Annotated in this window: 20 protein-coding genes and 2 tRNA genes; 10 read left to right on the top strand and 12 right to left on the bottom strand. The window is 67.8% G+C overall.

The features are described 5' to 3' along the window. The first annotated feature begins 18 nt into the window (after positions 1-18). On the top strand, positions 19-1,020 hold the full coding sequence (gene cbiB / locus Y590_RS23370; protein WP_060771951.1) for an adenosylcobinamide-phosphate synthase CbiB: 1,002 nt from the start codon (positions 19-21) through the stop codon (positions 1,018-1,020). A gap of 6 nt (positions 1,021-1,026) precedes the next feature. Here cbiB and Y590_RS23365 read toward each other — a convergent pair whose 3' ends face one another. Continuing rightward, positions 1,027-2,484, bottom strand: coding sequence for a cobyric acid synthase (locus Y590_RS23365; protein ID WP_060772432.1), 1,458 nt, complete (start codon positions 2,482-2,484; stop codon positions 1,027-1,029). 79 nt (positions 2,485-2,563) lie between these two features. After that, positions 2,564-3,457, bottom strand: coding sequence for a cobalt-precorrin-6A reductase (locus tag Y590_RS23360; RefSeq protein ID WP_060771950.1), 894 nt, complete (start codon positions 3,455-3,457; stop codon positions 2,564-2,566). A gap of 56 nt (positions 3,458-3,513) precedes the next feature. Between Y590_RS23360 and Y590_RS23355 the strand changes: the two genes are divergently transcribed. After that, a complete protein-coding gene (locus Y590_RS23355; protein ID WP_083530947.1) occupies positions 3,514-4,791 on the top strand; it encodes a DNA polymerase IV in 1,278 nt (425 codons plus the stop codon). Positions 4,792-4,801: 10 nt separating this feature from the next. Here Y590_RS23355 and Y590_RS23350 read toward each other — a convergent pair whose 3' ends face one another. After that, positions 4,802-5,668, bottom strand: a complete 867-nt coding sequence (locus tag Y590_RS23350) for a cell envelope integrity EipB family protein (protein WP_060771948.1) — start codon at positions 5,666-5,668, stop codon at positions 4,802-4,804. A gap of 510 nt (positions 5,669-6,178) precedes the next feature. Between Y590_RS23350 and Y590_RS23345 the strand changes: the two genes are divergently transcribed. Then, positions 6,179-6,718, top strand: coding sequence for a GcrA family cell cycle regulator (locus Y590_RS23345; RefSeq protein ID WP_060771947.1), 540 nt, complete (start codon positions 6,179-6,181; stop codon positions 6,716-6,718). Positions 6,719-6,946: 228 nt separating this feature from the next. On the opposite strand, the gene phoB is transcribed toward Y590_RS23345, so the two are convergent. The 6 genes from phoB to pstS form a co-directional block, all read right to left on the bottom strand. Beyond that, a complete protein-coding gene (phoB, locus tag Y590_RS23340) occupies positions 6,947-7,651 on the bottom strand; it encodes a phosphate regulon transcriptional regulator PhoB (RefSeq protein WP_003600784.1) in 705 nt (234 codons plus the stop codon). Between the two features lie 185 nt (positions 7,652-7,836). Then, a complete protein-coding gene (gene phoU, locus Y590_RS23335) occupies positions 7,837-8,550 on the bottom strand; it encodes a phosphate signaling complex protein PhoU (RefSeq protein WP_060771946.1) in 714 nt (237 codons plus the stop codon). A gap of 131 nt (positions 8,551-8,681) precedes the next feature. After that, the gene (pstB, locus tag Y590_RS23330; RefSeq protein WP_060771945.1) at positions 8,682-9,497 is read right to left on the bottom strand and encodes a phosphate ABC transporter ATP-binding protein PstB; all 816 of its coding nucleotides are present in this window, start codon (positions 9,495-9,497) and stop codon (positions 8,682-8,684) included. A gap of 39 nt (positions 9,498-9,536) precedes the next feature. Then, a complete protein-coding gene (gene pstA, locus Y590_RS23325; protein ID WP_060771944.1) occupies positions 9,537-10,430 on the bottom strand; it encodes a phosphate ABC transporter permease PstA in 894 nt (297 codons plus the stop codon). 37 nt (positions 10,431-10,467) lie between these two features. After that, positions 10,468-11,442 carry a phosphate ABC transporter permease subunit PstC gene (pstC, locus tag Y590_RS23320; RefSeq protein WP_060771943.1) on the bottom strand — a complete coding sequence of 325 codons (975 nt, stop codon included), beginning with the start codon at positions 11,440-11,442 and terminating at the stop codon, positions 10,468-10,470. Positions 11,443-11,555: 113 nt separating this feature from the next. After that, complete coding sequence (pstS, locus tag Y590_RS23315) at positions 11,556-12,596, bottom strand: phosphate ABC transporter substrate-binding protein PstS (RefSeq protein ID WP_060772431.1); 1,041 nt, start codon at positions 12,594-12,596, stop codon at positions 11,556-11,558. A gap of 425 nt (positions 12,597-13,021) precedes the next feature. Between pstS and Y590_RS23310 the strand changes: the two genes are divergently transcribed. Beyond that, positions 13,022-13,297, top strand: coding sequence for a hypothetical protein (locus Y590_RS23310; protein ID WP_060771942.1), 276 nt, complete (start codon positions 13,022-13,024; stop codon positions 13,295-13,297). A 43-nt stretch (positions 13,298-13,340) separates the two neighbouring features. On the opposite strand, the gene Y590_RS23305 is transcribed toward Y590_RS23310, so the two are convergent. Together Y590_RS23305 and Y590_RS27485 are read right to left on the bottom strand one after the other, a co-directional pair. Beyond that, positions 13,341-13,547 (bottom strand): hypothetical protein, encoded by a 207-nt coding sequence (locus tag Y590_RS23305; RefSeq protein WP_060771941.1) that lies wholly within the window; start codon positions 13,545-13,547, stop codon positions 13,341-13,343. 909 nt (positions 13,548-14,456) lie between these two features. Then, entirely contained in the window at positions 14,457-14,930 is a 474-nt protein-coding gene (locus tag Y590_RS27485) for a hypothetical protein (protein WP_286161817.1), read from the bottom strand. Between the two features lie 323 nt (positions 14,931-15,253). On the opposite strand from Y590_RS27485, the gene Y590_RS23295 reads away from it, so the two are divergent. From Y590_RS23295 to Y590_RS23285, 3 genes are all read left to right on the top strand, one after another. Beyond that, positions 15,254-15,508: a hypothetical protein gene (locus Y590_RS23295; RefSeq protein WP_003600804.1), complete on the top strand. Its 255-nt coding sequence runs from the start codon at positions 15,254-15,256 to the stop codon at positions 15,506-15,508. A 27-nt stretch (positions 15,509-15,535) separates the two neighbouring features. Next, positions 15,536-15,811, top strand: a complete 276-nt coding sequence (locus Y590_RS23290) for a hypothetical protein (protein ID WP_003600805.1) — start codon at positions 15,536-15,538, stop codon at positions 15,809-15,811. Positions 15,812-15,945: 134 nt separating this feature from the next. Beyond that, positions 15,946-16,320, top strand: coding sequence for a DUF4440 domain-containing protein (locus Y590_RS23285; protein ID WP_060771939.1), 375 nt, complete (start codon positions 15,946-15,948; stop codon positions 16,318-16,320). A gap of 290 nt (positions 16,321-16,610) precedes the next feature. On the opposite strand, the gene Y590_RS23280 is transcribed toward Y590_RS23285, so the two are convergent. Continuing rightward, a tRNA-Asn gene (locus tag Y590_RS23280) sits at positions 16,611-16,686 on the bottom strand. 243 nt (positions 16,687-16,929) lie between these two features. Here Y590_RS23280 and Y590_RS23275 point away from each other — a divergent pair. From Y590_RS23275 to Y590_RS23265, 3 genes are all read left to right on the top strand, one after another. Next, positions 16,930-17,003 (top strand) — tRNA-Cys (locus tag Y590_RS23275). A 167-nt stretch (positions 17,004-17,170) separates the two neighbouring features. Then, positions 17,171-17,821, top strand: coding sequence for a protein-L-isoaspartate O-methyltransferase family protein (locus Y590_RS23270; RefSeq protein WP_060771938.1), 651 nt, complete (start codon positions 17,171-17,173; stop codon positions 17,819-17,821). Between the two features lie 435 nt (positions 17,822-18,256). Next, entirely contained in the window at positions 18,257-19,750 is a 1,494-nt protein-coding gene (locus Y590_RS23265) for a TolC family outer membrane protein (RefSeq protein ID WP_245517498.1), read from the top strand. The last annotated feature ends 102 nt before the right edge of the window (positions 19,751-19,852 follow it).

Here is a 19,852-nt window from a genome sequence, read left to right as displayed (position 1 = left end):
GCACCGACCCTGCCAACGATGTCCTGGATCGCCCTGACCCATCCGCCCGATACCCTCGGCATCCTGGCCCTCGCCCTGCTGATCGAGGCCGTGGCGGGTTATCCGGACCGCCTCTACAGGGCGCTCGGCCATCCTGTCACCTGGATCGGCGGGCTGATCGCCGCGCTCGAACGCGGGCTCAACCGGGGCGCGCCGCGAACGCGCCGGCTCGGCGGCCTCCTGGCTCTCACCGTGCTGCTCGCCACGGTGGCCGCCGTCACCCTGGGGCTGACGGCGCTCGCCGCGCTCACGGGCCATGGGTTCGGCCTGATGGTCCTCGCGATTCTCGCCGCGAGCCTGCCGGCGCAGCGCAGCCTGTTCGTCCATGTCCGGCGTGTCTCCGCCGCCCTGCGGACGGAGGGGCTGGCCGGGGGGCGCACCGCCGTGTCGATGATCGTCGGCCGAAACCCTGAAAGCCTCGACGAGGCGGCCGTGTGCCGGGCCGCGATCGAGAGCCTCGCCGAGAACTTTTCCGACGGCATCGTCGCGCCGGCCTTCTGGATCGGCGCCGGCGGGCTCACGGGCGGCGCGCTCTACAAGGCGATCAACACCGCCGACAGCATGGTCGGCCACCGGACCCCCCGTTACGAGGCGTTCGGCTGGGCTTCCGCCCGTCTCGACGACCTCGTGAACCTGCCCGCTTCGCGGCTCACCGCCCTCCTGCTGATCGCGGCGGCGGCCCTGAGCCGGGATGTCTCCGCGACGGGTGCGTGGCGGGCAATCCGCCGCGACGCGGGCCGCCACCGCTCGCCCAATGCCGGCTGGCCCGAGGCGGCCATGGCCGGCGCATTGGGGTTACGGCTCGCGGGCCCACGCATCTACGGCGACACCCGTGTCGAGGATGCCTGGATGGGCGACGGGCGGGCCGAGGCCAACCCCGACGACATCGTGCGCGCGCTGAAGCTCTATCGGACGGCCTGCGCGCTGCAATTCACGCTGGTCGCGGCCGGGACCGGCCTCTGGCTCACCTTCGGCCGGTAGCGCCGCTCAGCGCAGGCGCAGCAGCCCGTCGCAGTCGAGATGCGCTTCGAGGTGGTCGGCGAAGCGGTCGAGCACCTCTTCGATGCCGGCCTCGTAGCGGGTGAGGCCGGGCGCGGCGCCGAGCCGGGCGAGCCAGGCCGCGCGTTGGTGGTCGTCGGCGAACAGGCCGTGGACATAGGTGCCGGTCACGAGCCCATCGCCTGAGACGGCACCGTCGACCCGCCCGTCGGCCAGGCGCAGCAGGGGTCGGGCGGTGTCCGGCCCGGTCGTATCGCCGACATGCATCTCGTAGCCGGAGAACGGCGCGCCATCCGCGAGCGTCGTGCCGGTGGCGGCGACGAGGCGCTTCTCGCCCGTCATCACCGTCTCGACGTCGAGGAGACCGAGACCCGGCACGTCACGCGGCGCACCCTCGATTCCCTGCGGATCGGCGATGGAGCGGCCGAGCATCTGGTAGCCGCCGCACAGCCCGAGCACGCGACGGCCGCGGCGCAGATGGGCGCGGATATCGATGTCCCATCCTTCCGCGCGCAGACATTCGAGATCGTCGATCGTGGTCTTGGAGCCCGGAAGGATGATGAGATCGGCGTCCGCCGGGACGGGCTCGCCGGGCGGCACGAAGGTCACGGCGACGCCAGGCTCCTGCCGCAGCGGGTCGAGGTCGTCAAAATTGGCGATGTGCGGAAAGCGCAGCACCGCGATCAGCGGCAAGGCGCCGTCGCGGGGCGCTTGAGGGGCATCGAGCGCCACCGCATCCTCCGGCGGCAGGCGGCCGGCATCGGCAAAGAACGGCACGAGGCCGAGCGGGGACCAGCCGGTGCGCGCGGCGATCAGGGCCATGCCGTCGGCAAACAGCGTCGGGTCGCCGCGAAAGCGGTTGACGATGAAGCCGCGGATCATCGCCGCATCGTCGGGCTCCAGCACCGCCTGCGTGCCGACGAGGCTGGCGATGACGCCGCCCCGATCGATGTCGCCGACGAGCACCACCGGCGTTCCCGTCGCCCGGGCAAAACCCATATTGGCAATGTCGCCCTGCCGCAGGTTCACCTCGGCCGGCGAGCCCGCGCCCTCCACGAGCACGATGTCCGCCTCGCTGCGCAGCCGCTCGAAGCTGTCGAGCACGGAGGCCATCAGGCGCGGCTTCCAGGTTTGGTACTCCCGTGCCCGCGCGGTGCCGATCATCCGCCCCTGCACCACCACCTGCGCGCCGACCTCGCTCTGCGGCTTCAGGAGGACCGGGTTCATGTGGACCGAGGGCGCGACCCGCGCGGCGCGGGCCTGGAGCGCCTGGGCCCGGCCGATCTCGCCGCCATCGGCGGTGACGGCGGCGTTGTTCGACATGTTCTGCGGCTTGAACGGACGCACCGTCAGGCCGCGCCGGGTGAAGGCACGGGCGAGGCCGGCCACCAGCAGCGACTTGCCGACATCGGATCCGGTCCCCTGGAGCATCAGGGCGCGGGTCATCGGTGGTTCTTCGGTCGAGGCGCGGGCATCCCGCTGCATGGCATCGGGGCCGGGCGGCGTCGAGCCGATTGCGTGTCTCTCACAAAACTTCCGCTGCGCCGCCGTGCCCAGAACGGAGACGATCGGTGATCGGGCGTTTCGTGAGGCACTCTTGCGGCGCTCTGCGCTCGCTGCGCCGTGCCATCAGCCAGGCAAGCGCACCCGCGGCATCGGGGATGGCGGGCACATCCGGCAGGGCGGGGCGGTCGACGATCACCACGGGAAGGCCGAGCCGGCGCGCCGCCTCGATTTTCGGATAGGTCGCCGCGCCGCCGGAATTCTTCGTCACCAGCACCTCGATTCGCGCCTCGCGCATGAAGCGGATCTCGTCCGCCAGCGTGAAGGGGCCGCGGGCGCTGACGGTGACGAGGTTCGGCACCGGCAGCGCGTCGCCGACCGGCTCGATGGTGCGCACGACATAAGCGTGCTGCGGCGCGCGGGCGAAGGCGGCGAGTTCCTGTCGGCCGATGGTGAGGAACACCGTTCTCGGTGCGGCCCCGAGCGCGTCAAGACAGGCCGGCACGTTCGCGGCCGCGATCCAGTCGTCGCCGGGCGCGCGCTCCCAGGCCGGGCGACGCACCGCGAGCAGAGGCACCGCGACGGCTCTGCACGCCTCGGCCGCATTGGCCGAGATCTGCGCGGCGAACGGGTGGGTCGCGTCGATCACCACCTCAATGCCGTTCCCGACAAGCCACCGCGCCAACCCCTCCGTACCGCCGAACCCGCCGATCCGGGTCGGCACCGGTTCGGGCCGCGGCGCGGCGGTGCGGCCGGCCAGCGACAGCGTCACCGAGACATCCGGCTCCCGCGCCAGCCCGGCGACGAGCGCGCTGGCCTCGGTGGTGCCGCCGAGGACGAGGATGCGCAGAGGCGCTGCATCGGGATTCGGCGTGGGATGACGCGCGGCAGAACCCTGGTCGGCGGCTCCGGACATTCGTACAACCTGACTCGCCCGGATCAGCCCGGCAAAGGTCGGGCGAGGTTTTCGACGTGAGACCCTTCTGCCGCGATTGTCTGACGATGCAAGCCGCCGGCGCACTGCGCTGCCGCGGATGCGGCTCGCCGCGCCTGCTGTCGCACGCGGCCCGCGACACCTTGAGCATCGCCCACGTCGATTGCGACGCCTTCTACGCGGGGATCGAGAAGCGCGACGACCCGTCCTTGCGCGACAAGCCGCTCATCATCGGCGGGGGCAAGCGCGGCGTCGTCTCCACCGCCTGCTATCTCGCCCGGATCTCCGGCGTGCGCTCGGCGATGCCGATGTTCGAGGCGTTAAAGCGCTGTCCCGACGCCACGGTGCTGCGGCCGGATATGGAGAAGTACGCCCGCGTCGGGCGCGAGGTGCGGGCGATGATGCTGGCGCTCACGCCGCTGGTGGAGCCCGTCTCCATCGACGAGGCGTTCCTCGATCTCTCCGGCACCGAGCGCCTGCACGGGACGAGCCCGGCACTCACGCTCGCCCGCTTCGCCGCACGGGTCGAGGCGGAGGTCGGCATCACCGTGTCGGTGGGTCTGTCCGACAACAAGTTCCTGGCCAAGATCGCCTCGGACCTCGACAAGCCGCGCGGCTTCTCGATCATCGCAGGCGAGGACGCCGCGACGTTCCTCGCCGACAAGCCGGTCGGTATCCTGCCCGGCATCGGCGAGAGCGCGCGAAACCGCCTCGCTTCACTCAACATCCACCGCGTCGGCGACATCGCACGCGCCGATCCGGTGCGTCTCCAAGCCTCTCTCGGACGGGATGCGCTGCGTCTCATCGATCTCGCCGCCGGCCGGGACCGGCGGCCGGTGCGCCCGACCCGGGAAGCCAAGAGCGTCTCGTCCGAGACGACCTTTTCGACCGATCTCACCCGGTTCGAGGATCTGCGGCCGATCCTCTGGCAGCTCTGCGAAAAGGTGTCGGCACGGCTCAAGCGGGCGGAACTCGCCGCCGGCAGCGTCACGCTGAAGCTGAAGGACGCCCGCTTCCGGCTGCGCACCCGCACCCGCGGCGGCCTGAAACCCACCCAACTCGCCGACCGGCTCTTCCGGGAGGGCGAGCCGATGCTGCGGGCGGCCTGCGACGGCACGGCCTTCCGGTTGATCGGCATCGGCGGCGGCGATCTCTGCGGCGCGATCCACGCCGACCGCGGCGATCTCGCCGATCAGGGCATCGAGCGCGTCGCCCGCCGCGAGGCGGCGCTCGACCGGCTGCGGGAAAAGTTCGGCAATGCCGCGATCCAGCGCGGCCTCGTCTTCACCGGCGAGCCGGAGCGGCGGCGCACCTGAAGCGCGGCGGCTACTTCTTGCAGCCGGCCTCGGCCTTCGGGTCGGCTTTGGCGAGGTCGAGCCGCGTCAGATTCCCGTCGATGGCGAAATCCCCGTAATCGAGGTGCAGCCGCCCGCTGACGCCGTCCTCGTAGAGGTCGAAGGTAAGAGTGTAGATCGGCGTGCGCTCACCCACGCCGGCGGTGAAGTAGCTCAGCGTGACCGGCCACCGGCGCAGGGTGCCGTGAACGCCCTCGCGCAGCGGCTTGTCGCGCTCGGTGTCGGCGGCGGGCGCGGCATTCGGGCGGCCGATGATGGCCAGCGTGTCGTAGACCTTGCGCCCGTCATCCGAGCCGTCGAACACCTTGGCCGAGACCGTCGTCTCACCCGCCTTGGCCGCCTCGATCAGGCGGATCATGTGGTGGATCGGAAACAGGACCGGACCCTCGGCCTGGAACTGGTCGCGCTTGGGCTCCTTGAGCTTCACCTTGAGCGCATCGGCCGCCTCCGCCGTCCCGTCGACGGCCGGGGAGGGCGCATTGTTGAGGATGGTCGTGGTGCGGAAGCGGAAGCTCTTGCCGTCGCCGTTCTCGAAGGTGGTGCTGCGCAGATCCGAGGTGCGGTCGCCGGACTCGCCGGAATCGAGCATCGTCACCTGACGCGTCTGCATGGTGTAGCCGCGGCAGGCGTCGCCCGAGAAATCGATGACGATGCGCCCGCGAACGCCCTCGACGGCTCGCGTCCCCTCCGAGCGCGCCAACGACAGATCGTAGACCGCGCGGTGGTTGGCAAGCCGGATGGCGGCCTCGTTCGGAACCGGCGCAGCGGGCCCCGCGGCCATCGCGCTTCCCGGCATCGCGGCAAGGAGGAAAAGGGCCGGCGCGAGGCGCAGTCGCATGCGATCTCCCAAAATCCGCTCACGGTCGGTTGTCCACCGGCGGCAGGCCGGCGGATGACGTCCGTCACATAGTCATCCCGTCCGTCCGGACAATCTTTTTCGATCGCGCTCCCGACGCGACAGCGAACATCTCGTCCGTCCGCGCAACCGCCCGGCAGCCCGGCAAGCCAGCCCTCGCCCCATCCGCATGCGCGAAAAAGACCAAGTTTACGCAACGCGTTAACGGGTGGCGCAGGATTCGCTCGTGGGACCATCAGGTCCGATCGGTTCCGGCGTCGCACGGTCTGATTGCCGGGGGAAACCGGACCGTGAGACGCGCGGACCCTTGCTCCGCGGTCGAGCTGTCCTGTAGTCTCCACAGCGTCGCCAACGGCATCTTTGGCGTCTGTTAACCGACATGTGCAGGGCCGGATCGCGGGCCCTGGCCATGCCTGTTGTCGCCATGCGCGGCTGCAGCGCCGCGCTGTCGCCCGGTCTCGCGCTCAAGGATGTTTCGACGTGGAGGGGACAATGACGGAAGCGGTCCCGAGCTGGACGGATGAGCGCGTGGAGCTGCTTCGTCGCCTGTGGGACGACGGCCTGAGCGCCAGCCAGATCGCCCTCCAGATCGGTGGCGTCTCGCGCAACGCGGTCATCGGCAAGGTGCATCGCCTCGGCCTCTCCGGTCGCGTCAAATCGATGGGGGCGGCGTCGCAGGGACGTCGCCGGGAGGGATTGGCCGCCGAGGTCGAGATGGAGGTCTTGGTCGTCGAGGAGCCGACGCTGCCGGAACCGCCCGCGATCGTGGCGCACAGGCCCGTACCGGACTTCCCGCTGCCGTCGAAGCCTGCTCCGGAGCCGGTGGCCCTCGCGGTTTCCGAGCGGGTCACCATCATGGACCTGCGCGAGTCGATGTGCCGCTGGCCGATGGGCGACCCGACCTCTCCGGACTTCCGTTTCTGCGGCGGCCGCGCGATCACGGGCCTCCCGTACTGCACCCAGCACGCGCAGATCGCCTATCAGCCGGCCGCCGAGCGCAAGCGCGACCGCCGCGTCGCCGGCTTCCGCTAGAAACGTCGAGGAGCACGTCCGGGCACGCCCGCGATGACGGGCGTTTGCCGAGCGGTGACGGGCGTTGCCCGACCCGCAAAACCGCGCCTCATACCAAATCCGGTTGATCCCTTCGGGATGGCGGATTTGGACTTCGGCGGGATCCCACCGCGCTGGCGCGAGGGGTGCCCTCCTCAAACGCCGCACGCTGGGCGATAGAGCTCACCCGGTCATGGGACGGAAACCGTTTCACTCCGCTCCGGCGAACATCTCGTCGAACGAGTAGCCGGAGCCGCGCACGGTGCGGATCGGGTCGCTCTGGCGCGGGCGGTTGATCGCCTTGCGCAGGCGGCCGACATGAACATCGACCGTGCGCTCGTCGATGTAGACGTCGTGGCCCCACACACCGTCGAGCAACTGCTCCCGCGAGAAGACCCGGCCGGGGCTCTGCATCAGGTATTCGAGCAGCTTGAATTCGGTCGGTCCGAGATGGATCTCGCGGCCCTGCCGGCGGATGCGATGGCTGACGCGGTCGAGCTCGATGTCTCCGGCCACGAGCATGTCGGAGACGTGGGTGGGCTTGGCGCGGCGCAGGAGCGCACGGACGCGGGCGAGCAGTTCCGGCACGGAGAACGGCTTGACGACGTAGTCGTCGGCGCCGGTCGAGAGGCCGCGCACGCGGTCGGTCTCCTCGCCCCGGGCGGTCAGCATGATGACCGGCAAGCGTTCGGTCTCACGGCGGGCCCGGATGCGCCGGCACAGCTCGATCCCCGAGAGTCCCGGCACCATCCAGTCGAGGAGGACGAGGTCGGGCGTCGTCTCGTGCAGGCGAAGGTCGGCCTCGTCGCCCCGAACCGCGACATCGACTTGAAACCCCTCCGCTTCGAGATTGTAGCGCAGCAGGGTCGTCAGCGATTCCTCGTCCTCGACGATCAGGATGTGCGCACTCGTCATCGCCCGTCTTTCCATCCGTCACGCCCGGCCCTCGAACGAGGGGCGGGAAACGTCTCTTGATCGCCGCGCCTGCCCGGAAACCCTCGAACATCGTCCTGGATACCTGATCCCGGACGATGCTCGAGGCTCTTGTTTTCGCATCATCTTTTTTGCGAAAGCCGGCAACCACCTTTCGGGACGATACGCTAGGCGCCCGGCGTAATCGTCGCGTAGTTCGAAGCGTCGTTCTTGGGCCGCTCAGCCGTCGGCGGCTCGCCGGTGACGAGGTATTCGATGGTTTCGGCAACGTTGGTGGTGTGATCGCCGATCCGCTCGACATTCTTGGCGCAGAACAGCAGATGCGTACAGAACGAGATGTTGCGCGGATCCTCCATCATGTAGGTGAGGAGTTCCCGGAACAGTGAATTGTAGAGCGCGTCGATGGCGCTGTCCCGCTCCCAAACCTCGCGGGCGGCGGTCACGTCGCGGCTCGCATAGGCATCGAGCACGTCCTTGAGCTGTTCCTGAACGAGGTCGCTCATGTGCTGGACGCCGAGCACGATCTTCTGCGGCTGGGCCTGATCGCTGATCGCCACGACGCGCTTGGCGATGTTCTTGGCGAGATCGCCGATCCGTTCCAGGTCGCCCGAGACACGGATGCCGGAGATCGTCTCGCGCAGGTCGATGGCCAGCGGCTGACGCCGGGCGATGAGGAGAACCGAACGCTCCTCGATCTCCCGCTGCAGCAGGTCGAGGCGCTTGTCGGCGACGATCACCGCCTGGGCGAGGGTGGTATCCCGCCGCACCAGCGCGTCGGTGGCATCCGTCATCATCTTCTCGGCCACGCCGCCCATCTCGGCGATCGTGCGGCGCAGGTTCTCAAGGTCGGTGTCGTAGGACGAGACGATATGGTCGGCCATGTCGCGAATTTCCCGATCAGGCGGTCGGACGAGAGCGCTCTCAAGCTGCGATGGACACGGGTCCGGCCGAAGAGGATGCATCTCAACGAGGGCACAGGGGGGCTGCGGCTGTGGTGCAGTCGCAGCCGATCTCAGCCGAAGCGGCCGGTGATATAGTCCTGGGTCTGCCGCTTGGACGGATTCATGAAAATCTTCGTGGTCGCGTCGAACTCGATCAGCTCGCCGAGATACATGAACGCCGTGAACTGCGAGATGCGCGCGGCCTGCTGCATGTTGTGGGTCACGATGACGATCGTGAACTCGGTCCGCAACTGCTCGATCAGCTCCTCGATGCGGCCGGTGGAGATCGGGTCGAGGGCCGAGGTCGGCTCGTCGAACAGGATCACCTCGGGGCGCTGTGCCACGGTGCGGGCGATGCACAGGCGCTGCTGCTGGCCGCCGGACAGGCCGGTGCCGGACTGCTTGAGCTTGTCCTTCACCTCGTCCCACAACGCGGCCTTGCGCAGGGATTCCTCAACGCGCACGTCGAGCTCGGCTTTCGGCAGCTTCTCGTAGAGGCGCAGGCCGAAGGCGACGTTGTCGTAGATCGACATCGGGAAGGGGGTCGGCTTCTGGAACACCATGCCGACGCGCGAGCGCAGCTCGTTGAGATCGATCTTCGGGTCCAGAACGTTCTGCCCGTCGAGGAGGATCTCACCTTCCGCGCGCTGCTCGGGATAGAGGCTGTAGATCCGGTTGAAGGTGCGCAGCAGCGTCGACTTCCCGCAGCCCGAGGGACCGATCAGCGCGGTCACCTGCCGGTCGCGGAAATTGAGGTTGATGTCCTTCAGGCCATGGAAGCTGCCATAGTAGAAGTTGAGGTCCTTGCAGGCGATGCGCACGGGAGCCTTGACGTCGGCCGGGCTTCGGCCTTCGAACTGGCTGCGGATCGCGGGGGAGGCGCTCATCGAATTGTCTCGCTGGTAGGAGGTCTGTCCGGGGCCGCCTCAGCGCGCCCGCTGGTCCTTGATCACGAGGCGGGCCACCACCGACAGGGCCAGGATGGTGACGGTGATGAGAAGCGCGCCGGCCCAGGCGAGGCTCTGCCAGTTCGGGTAGGGCGACAGCGCGAACTGGTAGATCATCACCGGAAGGTTGGGCACGCCGCCGAGCAGGTTGGCGTTGAACCAGCTGTTGTTGTTGAGCGCCGTGAACAGGAGCGGCGCGGTCTCGCCAGCGATGCGGGCGAGCGCCAGGATGATGCCGGTGACGATACCCGCGCTCGCCGCCCGCCACGTGATCGCGCGGATGACGAGGGAACGGGGCGCGCCGAGCGCGGCGCCGGCCTCGCGCATCTGGCCCGGCACGAGGCGCAGCATGTCCTCGGTGGTGCGCACGATCACGGGGGTGGCGATGATGGCGAGCGCCACCGCGCCGGCCCAGCCGGAATAGGTGCCCATCGGGCGCACCATCAGCGTGTAGACGAACAGGCCGATCAGGATCGAGGGCGCCGAGAGCAGGACGTCGTTCAGGAAGCGGATGATGTCCGCGATCTTCGAGGTGCGGCCGTACTCGGCGAGGAAGGTGCCGGCCATCAGCCCGACCGGCGTGGCGATGACGATGCCGATGAACGTCATCACGAGGCTGCCGAGGATGGCGTTGGCGATGCCGCCGCCCTCGGAGCCCGGCCCCGGCGTCGGCGCCGTGAGCAGGGTGGGGGTGAAGCCCTTCACGCCCTCGACGATGAGCATCAGCAGGATCGAGCCGAGCACGACGATGCCGAGCAGCGTCGCGAGCGTGCTTGCCAGGATCAGGATGCGGTCGGCGATCCGGCGGCCGGAGCGCACCCGGCTCGCCCGCGGGGAGTGGTCGGCCGTCGCGAAGGGAGTGCTGGCGTCCATGGCTCGACTTTCCGAGGCTGACGGCGGTTCGATCGGTTCAGGCGACCTTGGCGCGCCGCACGAGGAGGCGCGCGATGATCAGCACGATGAACGTGATGATGAAGAGCAGGCAACCGAGCGCCATCAGCGAGGAGAGCTGGAGCCCGTCTGCCTCGTTGAACTCGTTGGCGATGCGCGAGGCGATGGTCGAACCCGGATCGAAGATCGAGGCCGAGAGCCGGTTGGCGTTGCCGATGACGAAGGTGACCGCCATGGTCTCGCCCAGCGCCCGGCCGAGGCCGAGCATGATCGCGCCGATGATGGAGACCGAGGCCTGGGGCACGAGGACGTGGCGCACGACCTCCCAGGTGGTGCAGCCAATGCCGTAGGCGCTCTCGCGCAGGACGGTCGGGATCTGGTCGAGCATGTCGCGGGTGATCGAGGCCACGAACGGCACGATCATGATCGCGAGGATGATGCCGGCGGTGAGCACGCCGACGCCCGAGGGGATGCGGGCGTAGAGGATGGTGCCGACGATCGGGATCCCCTCGACGAGGTTCGAGACCGGCACCTGCACGAAGCGGGCAAAGAGCGGGGCGAACACGAACAGGCCCCACATGCCGTAGATGATGCTCGGCACGGATGCGAGCAGCTCGATGGTCATGGCGACGGGCTTGCGCGCCCAGCCGGGGCAGAGCTGCGTGAGGTAGATCGCGATGCCGAGCGAAACCGGCACGCCGATGACGAGGGCGAGCATCGCGGCGGCGACGGTGCCGATCACCGCCGGCAAAGCGCCGAACTGCTCGGTGCCGATATTCCAGGCGCTGGAGGTGAGGAAGCCGAAGCCGAACTCCGAGAAAGCCGGCCAAGCCCCGTAGACGATCGAGCCGAGGATGCCGGCGAGAACCAGCAGCACGAGCAGAGCCGAACCGTAGGCCGCCCCCTGGAACAGGCGGTCGCTGGTCTTGCTCGGGGCGGTGCGGGGCACGCCGCTCTCGCTGGCCACGGCGATGGACTGGGTCAAAGCGGTCATCCGCGGAAGGGCTCTCGAATGGGTGGCGTTTAGCGCGCCGTGGCGCGCGAGGCGAGCCGGACACTCGGAGAAAGGCCCCCTCCCGGTTTCGGGAGAGGGCCTGAGAGGATCGCTTACATGCCGAAGACGGGCTTGCCGTCCTTGCCCTTGATGCCCTTCCACTCCTCGTGGATCAGGCCGACGACGGCGTCGGGGAGCGGGACGTAGTCGAGTTCGGTGGCGAGCTTGTCACCGTTCTTGTAGGCCCAATCGAAGAACTTCAGCACGTCGCCGGCCTTGGCCGCATCCGCCGCGTCCTTGTGGACGAGGATGAAGGTGGCGGCGGTGATCGGCCAAGCGTCGTCGCCGGCCTGGTTGGTCAGGGTGATGCCGAAGCCCGGGGTCGACTTCCAGTCGGCGCTGGCGGCGGCGGCCTGGAACGCCTTGTCGTCCGGCTGCGGATACTTGCCGGCCTTGTTCCCGATCAGCGCGTAGGCGAGCTTGTTCTGCTTGGCGTAGGCCGACTCGACGTAGCCGATCGAGTTCGGGACCTGCTTGACGGTGGCGGTCACGCCCTCGTTGCCCTTGCCGCCCTGGCCGACCGGCCAGCTCACGGTGGTGGCGGCGCCGAACTCCTTCTTCCACGGCTCGGAGACCGACGAGAGGTAGGTCGTGAAGATGTTGGTCGTGCCGGACGCGTCCGAGCGGTAGACCGGGGTGATGTTGGCGTCGGGCAGCTTCACGCCGTCATTGAGCTTGGCGATCTTCGGGTCGGACCATTTCAGGATCTTGCCGGCGTAGATGTCGGCCAGAAGCTCGCCGGTCAGCTTGATCTTGCCGGCCTCGATGCCCGGAACGTTGATGACCGGCACCACGCCGCCCATCACGGTGGGGAACTGCACAAGGCCGTCCTTCTCGAGCTGCGCGGGCTTGAGCGGCGCGTCGGTGGCGCCGAAATCGACGGTCTTGGCCTGGATCTGCTTGATGCCGCCGCCCGAACCGATGGACTGGTAGTTCAGGCCCGTGCCGGTTTCCTTGCGGTAGGCTTCCGCCCACTTCGAGTAGACGGGGAAGGGGAAGGTGGCGCCGGCGCCGGTGATGTCGGCCGCGAGAGCCGAAGTCGCGAGCTGGGCGGCCGCGAGGCCGACGGCCAGAGCGTAAGTGAAAGGTTTCACGATCATCTCCGTAAGGTGTCGGGCGCATTGTCGGGGCCGGCTCCGTCCGGAGCCGGTCTCGCTGCGACGCTGCTGCCATCTAGTGCACCGACGCGCCGCCTCTATGACGGCGACATGACGGTGACATGACAGGCCCCGGGAAGGTCTTGGAAAGCCCTGGGAGAAGACGGAATTTCGCTGGGGATGGAACCGCGATGGGGACCACGCGGCCCCCTGGGAGCGTTTCGGGCCCTGAGAGCGTTAGCAGCACAGGTAGGTGGGCCAGTGTCTCTCAGAAAACGCCCGCGGCACCATCGCAGCCAATACGGCGGTGATCGGCGCCCGGGCGTTTCGTGGGGCATTGTAAGCCGCGCCACGAGAGCGATCTTCGCGAGATCCAGAGTGGTACCGGGCCTACACTTGAAACGTCCGAGGAGACCGTCATCGTGACGGAGCCACATTCATCCCACGAGGAAGAGCCCCTCCTCGATCCGGCCGATCCTCAGGAGGCGGCCTACCTCGCGCTCCATGCGGAGCGGGCGGCCCTTGAGGACGAGCTGACTCTGCAGCAGCAGCGTCAACGCTTCGGCAGCGATGACCGGGAAATCGCCGCGGCGCGCGCGACCGAGTCGTCTCTGCTCAAGGATCTCGATCGGGTTCTGACCATGATCCGTGCCGCCGAGGTCCGGCGCCAGCAGCCGATGGCCCGGCGCTGGCAGTAATCGATCTCAAGCCAAGGTCGCTTGAGACCGAAAGCCCCGATCCTCAGGCGCTGCGGCGGCGATCGCGCTCTTTCTGCCGCAGTTGCAGCAGCAGTTCGACTTGCGCGTCGGTGATCGGCTGCGCGTCGCAGCGCTCGACATAGGCGTCACGCAGGCCCTGCCCGATCCGATCGCGACTCTCGCCGTTCAGAGCGGGCATGGCGGCTTCGACGATCAATCCGCTGGGGTAGTCCGTCGCGAGATGTACCATGAATCGACCAGGCCGAATCTGAAGGAACCGTGTCGCAACCGGCAAGGGAGAGCGATGGTGCTGAGGATTGCATCGAGATGGTTAACAAAAACTTACCGTTGACGAACAGGCCGGAAATTGGTGGGCGATGATAGGCGGCCTCGGTCGGGAACCGTGGTGGGACAACAATTGCCCACGCTCCGGTCGTACGCATCGACGTAAAGCCGGAATATTCGAGCGCCCACGCATCATTTGATGGAAACGACTCGTTCCGCTGCCCAAGTCGTGGAGAGCAAACTTCGTGTGATGGCGCACATGATGGCGATGTGATTTTTCTGCGCAGCCGCCACTTTGCGAAAAACATGCACGTTGACAACACGTTGGCGGTCTCGGCAACGTCACGCCAATCTTCACGGTTCGGGATGATCTACGACGCCGGGTTCGTTTGTATCAGTGTCGTTGGGCTACCAGCCCCCAATGCGGTACGCAGGCGACAGGCGGGTCGGTCTTCTCTTCGAGAAGCCGGCCCGTCACGCGTTTCAGCGATTACGACTCGCCTTCCGCTTTGTCGCCTTGCCCTTGCTTTGCGCCGCCTTGGGAATCGGTACTGTCCTCCCCGGAAGTCGGGCCGCTGCTATGGCCCTTGGGGCGTCAGGCGGGGTCGATCCGGGGCTTCGACTGTGTCCGGCTGTTTGGTCTCGGCCATGAGGCACTACCGGCACGATCAACCCGGCAAGAGCCCGCGCGGTTCGTTGAACGCGGACCGGCTCACGCATTTCGTCGAATTGTGAAGACACTCCCCGCATCATTGGATCGGATGGAGGGATAGCCAGCCGTTGCGCGGGCCGATGCGCTTTCGGAGGCACGGCTCCCATTCACGATTGGCGTCGCATTTTTTCGAAAGCCGACGGCCACCGTCCGGACGACGACCTAAAGCTGCCGTGCGCCGATCATCTCGTCGGTTCGCCACAAGGTGCGGCACACCTTGATGGATTCCTTGGCCGACGATGTCAGCATGAACACATCCGGGACCAGGGAGGCGTCCGGAACGACGATCTCGACGTCCTGCGCGGAGATGTCGTGGACCCAGCACCCGATCGAGGTGTGTTCATCGACCGCGATCAACCCGACCTCACCGGGCGTCGGAGGGGTGTCGATCGGAAATCCTGCATGACTGGACATCGATGTCCTCACGTGAGCATCGAAGCGTGGCACACGCCCGATAAGATGCCGTTGCACCATCCGGTAAAGTTGGAACGATCGCGCATCGATTCGTGCCGGGAGGGCGTTCGAAGCGTGCCGACCGGGTGACGCCGCCGCGGCCATGTCAGGATCGCGCGATCGCGGCGTTCCGCCTGAACAGCGCATCAGCCACACGACGAGCCCGATCGCCCGGGCTGCCACCACTTTGGCCCGTAATAGGCGGGCATGACTCAAAGGTTGGCGCCGTGCCCGCTCTGCATTCGGCTGGCTGGAACGGAATCGGGCAGATCGAAGCCGAGAGCTGCCCGGACTGCAACGGCACGGGCAAAGTGATCGCCGGTATCGGTGGCGGCTGATCGTTATCCCCGCAGACCGTCGCCCACCAAGCGTGTCGGCGCTGCAAAACAGGCTCACGCAGCGCCATCTTTCGTGCTAGAACGAAAATAGAACAAGCGGGCGGCCGATTTCCGGCTTGCCCGATGCGCGAATGGCGGCTGATTCGGCCCTGGTGCGGGAGAACGACGGTGACGATGCGGACGACCTACCTCGTGCAGACCTTCATTCTGAAGCGCAAACGCCTGTGCCCCGGCGACCAACAGGTGTCGCCGACGGTGAACGGTGCGCTGAAGCGGGCCGAGGCGATGGCCACACGGCTGCCGGGCACCGCCGCGATCCAGATCGTGGCGGACGACGAAACGGGGGAGTTGGAAAGCGCGACGATTCTCGGCCGGTTCGGCGAGGTGCCGGAAGACTTCGCCGAGACGCTGCAGGCCGCCTGACGAAAGCATCGAGAGAAGAGGCATCACATGGCTTTCAAGCCGAAATCGGCCGCAGAGACGAAGGCTCGCGATCTGGGTTTGGCGCTCGCACGGATCGCCGAAAACGAGGGCATGCCGGCCCATGTCGGCGTGGATGCCCTGCGCCGGTCGAGCCCGCGCCTGACGCCGCTGGCGATCGGGCAGATGGTGCGCAAGCACCGCGACATCCTCGAAGAGACACTGATCGAGCGGGGATTGACGCTCGTGGATTATGCCGACCAGGGGCCGGGACGCGGCATGGAGTTCGAGGTCGCCAGCGCCTGAGGCTGCATCGGCTCTGAGCCGAGGCATGCCATCCGTAGAGCGGGACGCACGCGACCATCGGGGCGGGTGCTTTCCAGGAACGATCACGGCGCGCAGGTCTTGTCCCGGCACTTCGAGAGCCCGAGGAGGACCCCGTGGACGATGATCGTGTTTGGTCGTTCGAAAAGAGCCTTTGGACCGGTGACCCGGATCATTACCGCGAACTCATCGATGACGAGTGCTTGATGGCATTGCCGCAGCCGCCCTACGTCTTCGGCGGCGCTCAGGCGATCGAAGCAGTCGCGGACACACCGCGTTGGTCGAGCGTCGCGTTCGACGATGGTCGGATCGCACGCCCCCAGGAAGGCCTGATCGTCATCGCCTACTCCGTGAAGGCGTCACGCGGCGAAGAGACCTACGAGGCCCATTGCACCTCGACATACCGCCGACTGTCGCACGAGGAGTGGCGAGTCGTACAACACCAGCAAACCCCGCGCATTCTCGCCCCCGCCGTTGACGCAGAGCACTGACGCACCAGTCGCGCAGAGACCTGTTCGCCTCGTGATAGGGCCGAGCACATCGCGAAATAGAGCCGCCTTTGAAGACCGGGCGGCTCTACCGCTCGTAGAGGCGGCGCGAGGCCGATGCGCATAACGCCATTCAAGCGAATGGAGCGAGCGCACCAGCGATGCAGGGGGAATTCAGCAAGCCCGTCAGGCGGCTCACATGCAATCAGCGCTGCGCAGCCGTCGTTCTCGCGGTCATTGCAGTGCAATGCGAAGCGCGGAAACCGCAGGCTTCCTGATTGCCTTGAAGAGCTTGGCTCCCCGAGCAGGACTCGAACCTGCGACAAAGCGATTAACAGTCGCTTGCTCTACCAACTGAGCTATCGGGGATCACCGGGCCGCCTCAGCGGCGGTGGCGGGTCATTAGCCTTCGGCGGTTTCGGACGCAAGGGTCCTATCGCCGCTTTTTGCACCTTCTGAGCCGACGCCGCACTTTTTCCACCGGGTCGCGGTGCAGCGGCGGCGATTGTGTCGATCGAGCGACAAGACCGTTGCCGAGCGGGTCAAGCCTCTGCTAGAGACGCCTCGCCCCGGACCGGCCGCTCGGTCCGGAGTGTCGCGCATCCGCGACGAGGCCTCGTGGCGGAGTGGTTACGCAGAGGACTGCAAATCCTTGCACCCCGGTTCGATTCCGGGCGAGGCCTCCAAGCTTTCCGACAACCCTGACAATCTGCTCGTTTCTGGCCATGCAAGGCGCTCGTGCGAGCCTTGCAATTCCGGGAACGATCCACGACAACCCGACCCGCTCGGGCCGGCGCCGCTCGACGGGCGGGCGGAGAAACGGTCTGGCGCGGCGGCGAGGGATGGACGGCTCATGCTCGATTATGCTCAGGCGCGGCGCCTCATGGTCGATTGTCAGCTCCGGACCTTCGATGTGAACGACGTCGCGGTGCTCGATGCCTTCGACACCGTGCCCCGCGAGCGCTTCGTCCCGCCGGGTCGCGAGGATTTCGCCTATATCGACCAGACGCTGACCTTCGATGCGGGCGAGGACGGGGTTCGCGCCATGCCGGCCCCGATGCTGCTGGCGCGCCTGATTCAGGCGCTCAAGATCCGTCCCGGCACCCGCGCCCTCGATGTCGGCACCGGCTACGGCTACGGTGCGGCCATGCTTCGGCAGCTCGGCGCCGAGGTCGTCGCCCTGGAATCCGACCCGGATCTCATCGGCGCCGCCCGCGAGCGCCTCGGCGACGCCGTCGACCTCGTCCAGGGCGCCTTGAGCGCTCCGGCCAAGGGCGGGCCTTTCGATGCCATCCTCGTCGAGGGACGGGTCGAAGTCCGGCCGCAGGCCCTGCTCGACCAATTGCGCGACGACGGGCGTTTGGTCTGCGTGCTCGGTCCGCACCGCAACGCCAAGGCGACCCTGTTCGTGCGGGCGGGCGACGCCTTCGGGTCCCGCCCGCTCTTCGATGCCTCGCTGCCGGCCCTGAAGAGCTTCGCGACCGAGCCCGGCTTCGCGTTCTGAGAGCACGCATTGCGCCCCCGGCCACCGCTCGTCTCCCCTTCGGACACGGCGGCGCAGCAAACGCTTTGCGAGAGGCACGAACCTGCGCCGGGGCAGCTGTCAGGCCCCTGGCACCCTCACAATCCGGGCGCGTCGCGTCCGGCCGACAACCCCGATCCATTCCATCTCATGCCGACGGCCGTGACGGGTACGGCGAACGCCGAAAATCGCGCGCAAGCATTCCCCCGTGCCTGCACGTGGCCATGCGGGATTAGTCCGCGGGGGTGTCGCTTTTTTGAGGCACACGCCGGCAATCCGTCGACGCGGTGCGGTAAGCCCTGTCGTCGGCAGCGCAAGCTCGGCTACTCTCCGGCACGAGGCGGGCTGGCCGTTCCAACGCATGGGCGTGCATGCGGCACCCCTGCCGCGACCCTCACGGTGCGGGTCGTCCGGTCGATGTCCCCCGGGGCATTTGCCGGGGCGACGCACCGGAGCGGACACGGCGGTGCGGCGGAACGGCATATCGAGAAACCGCAAGGGCTGATCGACGTGAAAGAACGGAACCCTGCGGCGCGGTCCGCGCTTCGGCTGGCTGGCGCCGTCGTCTCGGCACTCGCCGTCGCAAGTCCGGCGGCTGCCGAGACCCTTGAGAGCGCGTTGTCCCGCGCCTATCAGGCCAACCCGGCGCTGAACGCGGCGCGGGCGAACCTGCGCGCCACCGACGAGGACGTGAATCGCTTCCAGTCCGGCTACCGACCGAACGCCGCGCTTTCGGCCGATATCGGCCTCCAACAATTCCAAGGTAAGATCGGCGGCATCGGCGCCAGCGGGCCGATCAATCTCACGACCCGCCCGGGCGGCGCGGGCCTGACCATCAACCAGAACGTCTTCGACGGCTTTCAGACCGACAACCGGGTGCGCGCGGCCGAATCGACGGTGCTCAGCACGCGGGAAGGCCTGCGCCAGACCGAGATGAACACGCTGTTCAACGCCGCTCAGGCCTACATGAACGTCCTGAGCGACACGGCGACGCTGGAGCTTCAGCGCAACAACGTCGAGGTGCTCGAAGAGCAGCTCCGTCAGACCCGCGATCGCTTCAATGTCGGCGAGGTGACCCGCACCGACGTCGCCCAGGCCGAAGCACGCCTCGCCGGCGCCCGCTCCCAGGTGAGCGCGGCGGAGGCGGCCCTGCGTGCCTCGATCGGCATCTTCCGTCAGGTCGTCGGCGTCGAGCCCCGCCAGCTCGCCCCCGGGCGCCCGCTCGACCGCTACGTGCCGGCCTCGCTCGATCAGGCGATTCTCATCGGCCTGAAGGAGCACCCGCAGATCCTCGCCTCGCTGCACGCCGTGGACGTGGCGGAGCTGCAGGTGAAGGTCAACGAAGGCGCGCTCTATCCGCAGGCGCAGATCACCGGAGCGGTGCAGCAGCGGTACGATCAGCAGTTCCCCGGCGACAACGGCGTCACCGCCTCGATCGTCGGACGGGTCAACATTCCGCTTTATCAGGGCGGTGCCGAATACGCCGCGATCCGGCAGGCCAAGGAGAATGTCGGGCGCGCCCGCCTCGTCGCCGACCAGGACCGCGACACCATCCGCGCCTCGATCGTGCGGACCTGGGGCAATCTCGAAGCCTCGAAGGCGCAGGTGATCGCCTCGCAGGCGCAGGTTCAGGCCAACGAAGTGGCGCTGAACGGCGTGCGTGAGGAGGCGCGCGTCGGCCAGCGAACCACCCTCGACGTGCTGAACGCGCAGCAGGAACTGCTCTCCGCGCGCGTCGCCCTGATCCGCGCCCAGCGCGACCGCGTGGTGAACTCCTACGATGTCGTCCAGGCCGTCGGCCGGCTCACCGTCCGCTTCACCAGCCTGCCGGTCACGCCGTACTCCGCCCGCGAACATCTCGATCAGGTGCGCGACCTCTGGTTCGGCCTGCGCACCCCCGACGGGCGCTGACGGCCCCGCCGCGGACGACGGTTTCCTGTTGGCCGGCGGCGGATCATGGTTGATGCCGGGCAAGGCGATGCAATAGTTCGTTAACCAAGTCATCGTCTTGTC

The sequence above is a fragment of the Methylobacterium sp. AMS5 genome (assembly GCF_001542815.1).
In the GTDB taxonomy this organism is placed as follows: domain Bacteria; phylum Pseudomonadota; class Alphaproteobacteria; order Rhizobiales; family Beijerinckiaceae; genus Methylobacterium.
This window is presented reverse-complemented; position numbering and strand designations above follow the sequence as displayed.

Bases quoted from the DNA above. Each gene is read 5' to 3' on its own strand.
- pstA (WP_060771944.1), bottom strand. From the start codon at position 10,430: ATGGACGCCAGCACTCCCTTCGCGACGGCCGACCACTCCCCGCGGGCG.
- Y590_RS23365 (WP_060772432.1), bottom strand. From the start codon at position 2,484: ATGACCCGCGCCCTGATGCTCCAGGGGACCGGATCCGATGTCGGCAAG.
- Y590_RS23265 (WP_245517498.1), top strand. From the start codon at position 18,257: ATGTCCCCCGGGGCATTTGCCGGGGCGACGCACCGGAGCGGACACGGC.
- pstB (WP_060771945.1), bottom strand. From the start codon at position 9,497: ATGAGCGCCTCCCCCGCGATCCGCAGCCAGTTCGAAGGCCGAAGCCCG.
- Y590_RS23290 (WP_003600805.1), top strand. From the start codon at position 15,536: ATGGCTTTCAAGCCGAAATCGGCCGCAGAGACGAAGGCTCGCGATCTG.
- phoB (WP_003600784.1), bottom strand. From the start codon at position 7,651: ATGACGAGTGCGCACATCCTGATCGTCGAGGACGAGGAATCGCTGACG.
- Y590_RS23305 (WP_060771941.1), bottom strand. From the start codon at position 13,547: ATGGTACATCTCGCGACGGACTACCCCAGCGGATTGATCGTCGAAGCC.
- pstC (WP_060771943.1), bottom strand. From the start codon at position 11,442: ATGACCGCTTTGACCCAGTCCATCGCCGTGGCCAGCGAGAGCGGCGTG.
- Y590_RS23350 (WP_060771948.1), bottom strand. From the start codon at position 5,668: ATGCGACTGCGCCTCGCGCCGGCCCTTTTCCTCCTTGCCGCGATGCCG.
- Y590_RS23360 (WP_060771950.1), bottom strand. From the start codon at position 3,457: ATGTCCGGAGCCGCCGACCAGGGTTCTGCCGCGCGTCATCCCACGCCG.
- Y590_RS23270 (WP_060771938.1), top strand. From the start codon at position 17,171: ATGCTCGATTATGCTCAGGCGCGGCGCCTCATGGTCGATTGTCAGCTC.
- cbiB (WP_060771951.1), top strand. From the start codon at position 19: ATGTCCTGGATCGCCCTGACCCATCCGCCCGATACCCTCGGCATCCTG.
- phoU (WP_060771946.1), bottom strand. From the start codon at position 8,550: ATGGCCGACCATATCGTCTCGTCCTACGACACCGACCTTGAGAACCTG.
- Y590_RS23345 (WP_060771947.1), top strand. From the start codon at position 6,179: ATGACGGAAGCGGTCCCGAGCTGGACGGATGAGCGCGTGGAGCTGCTT.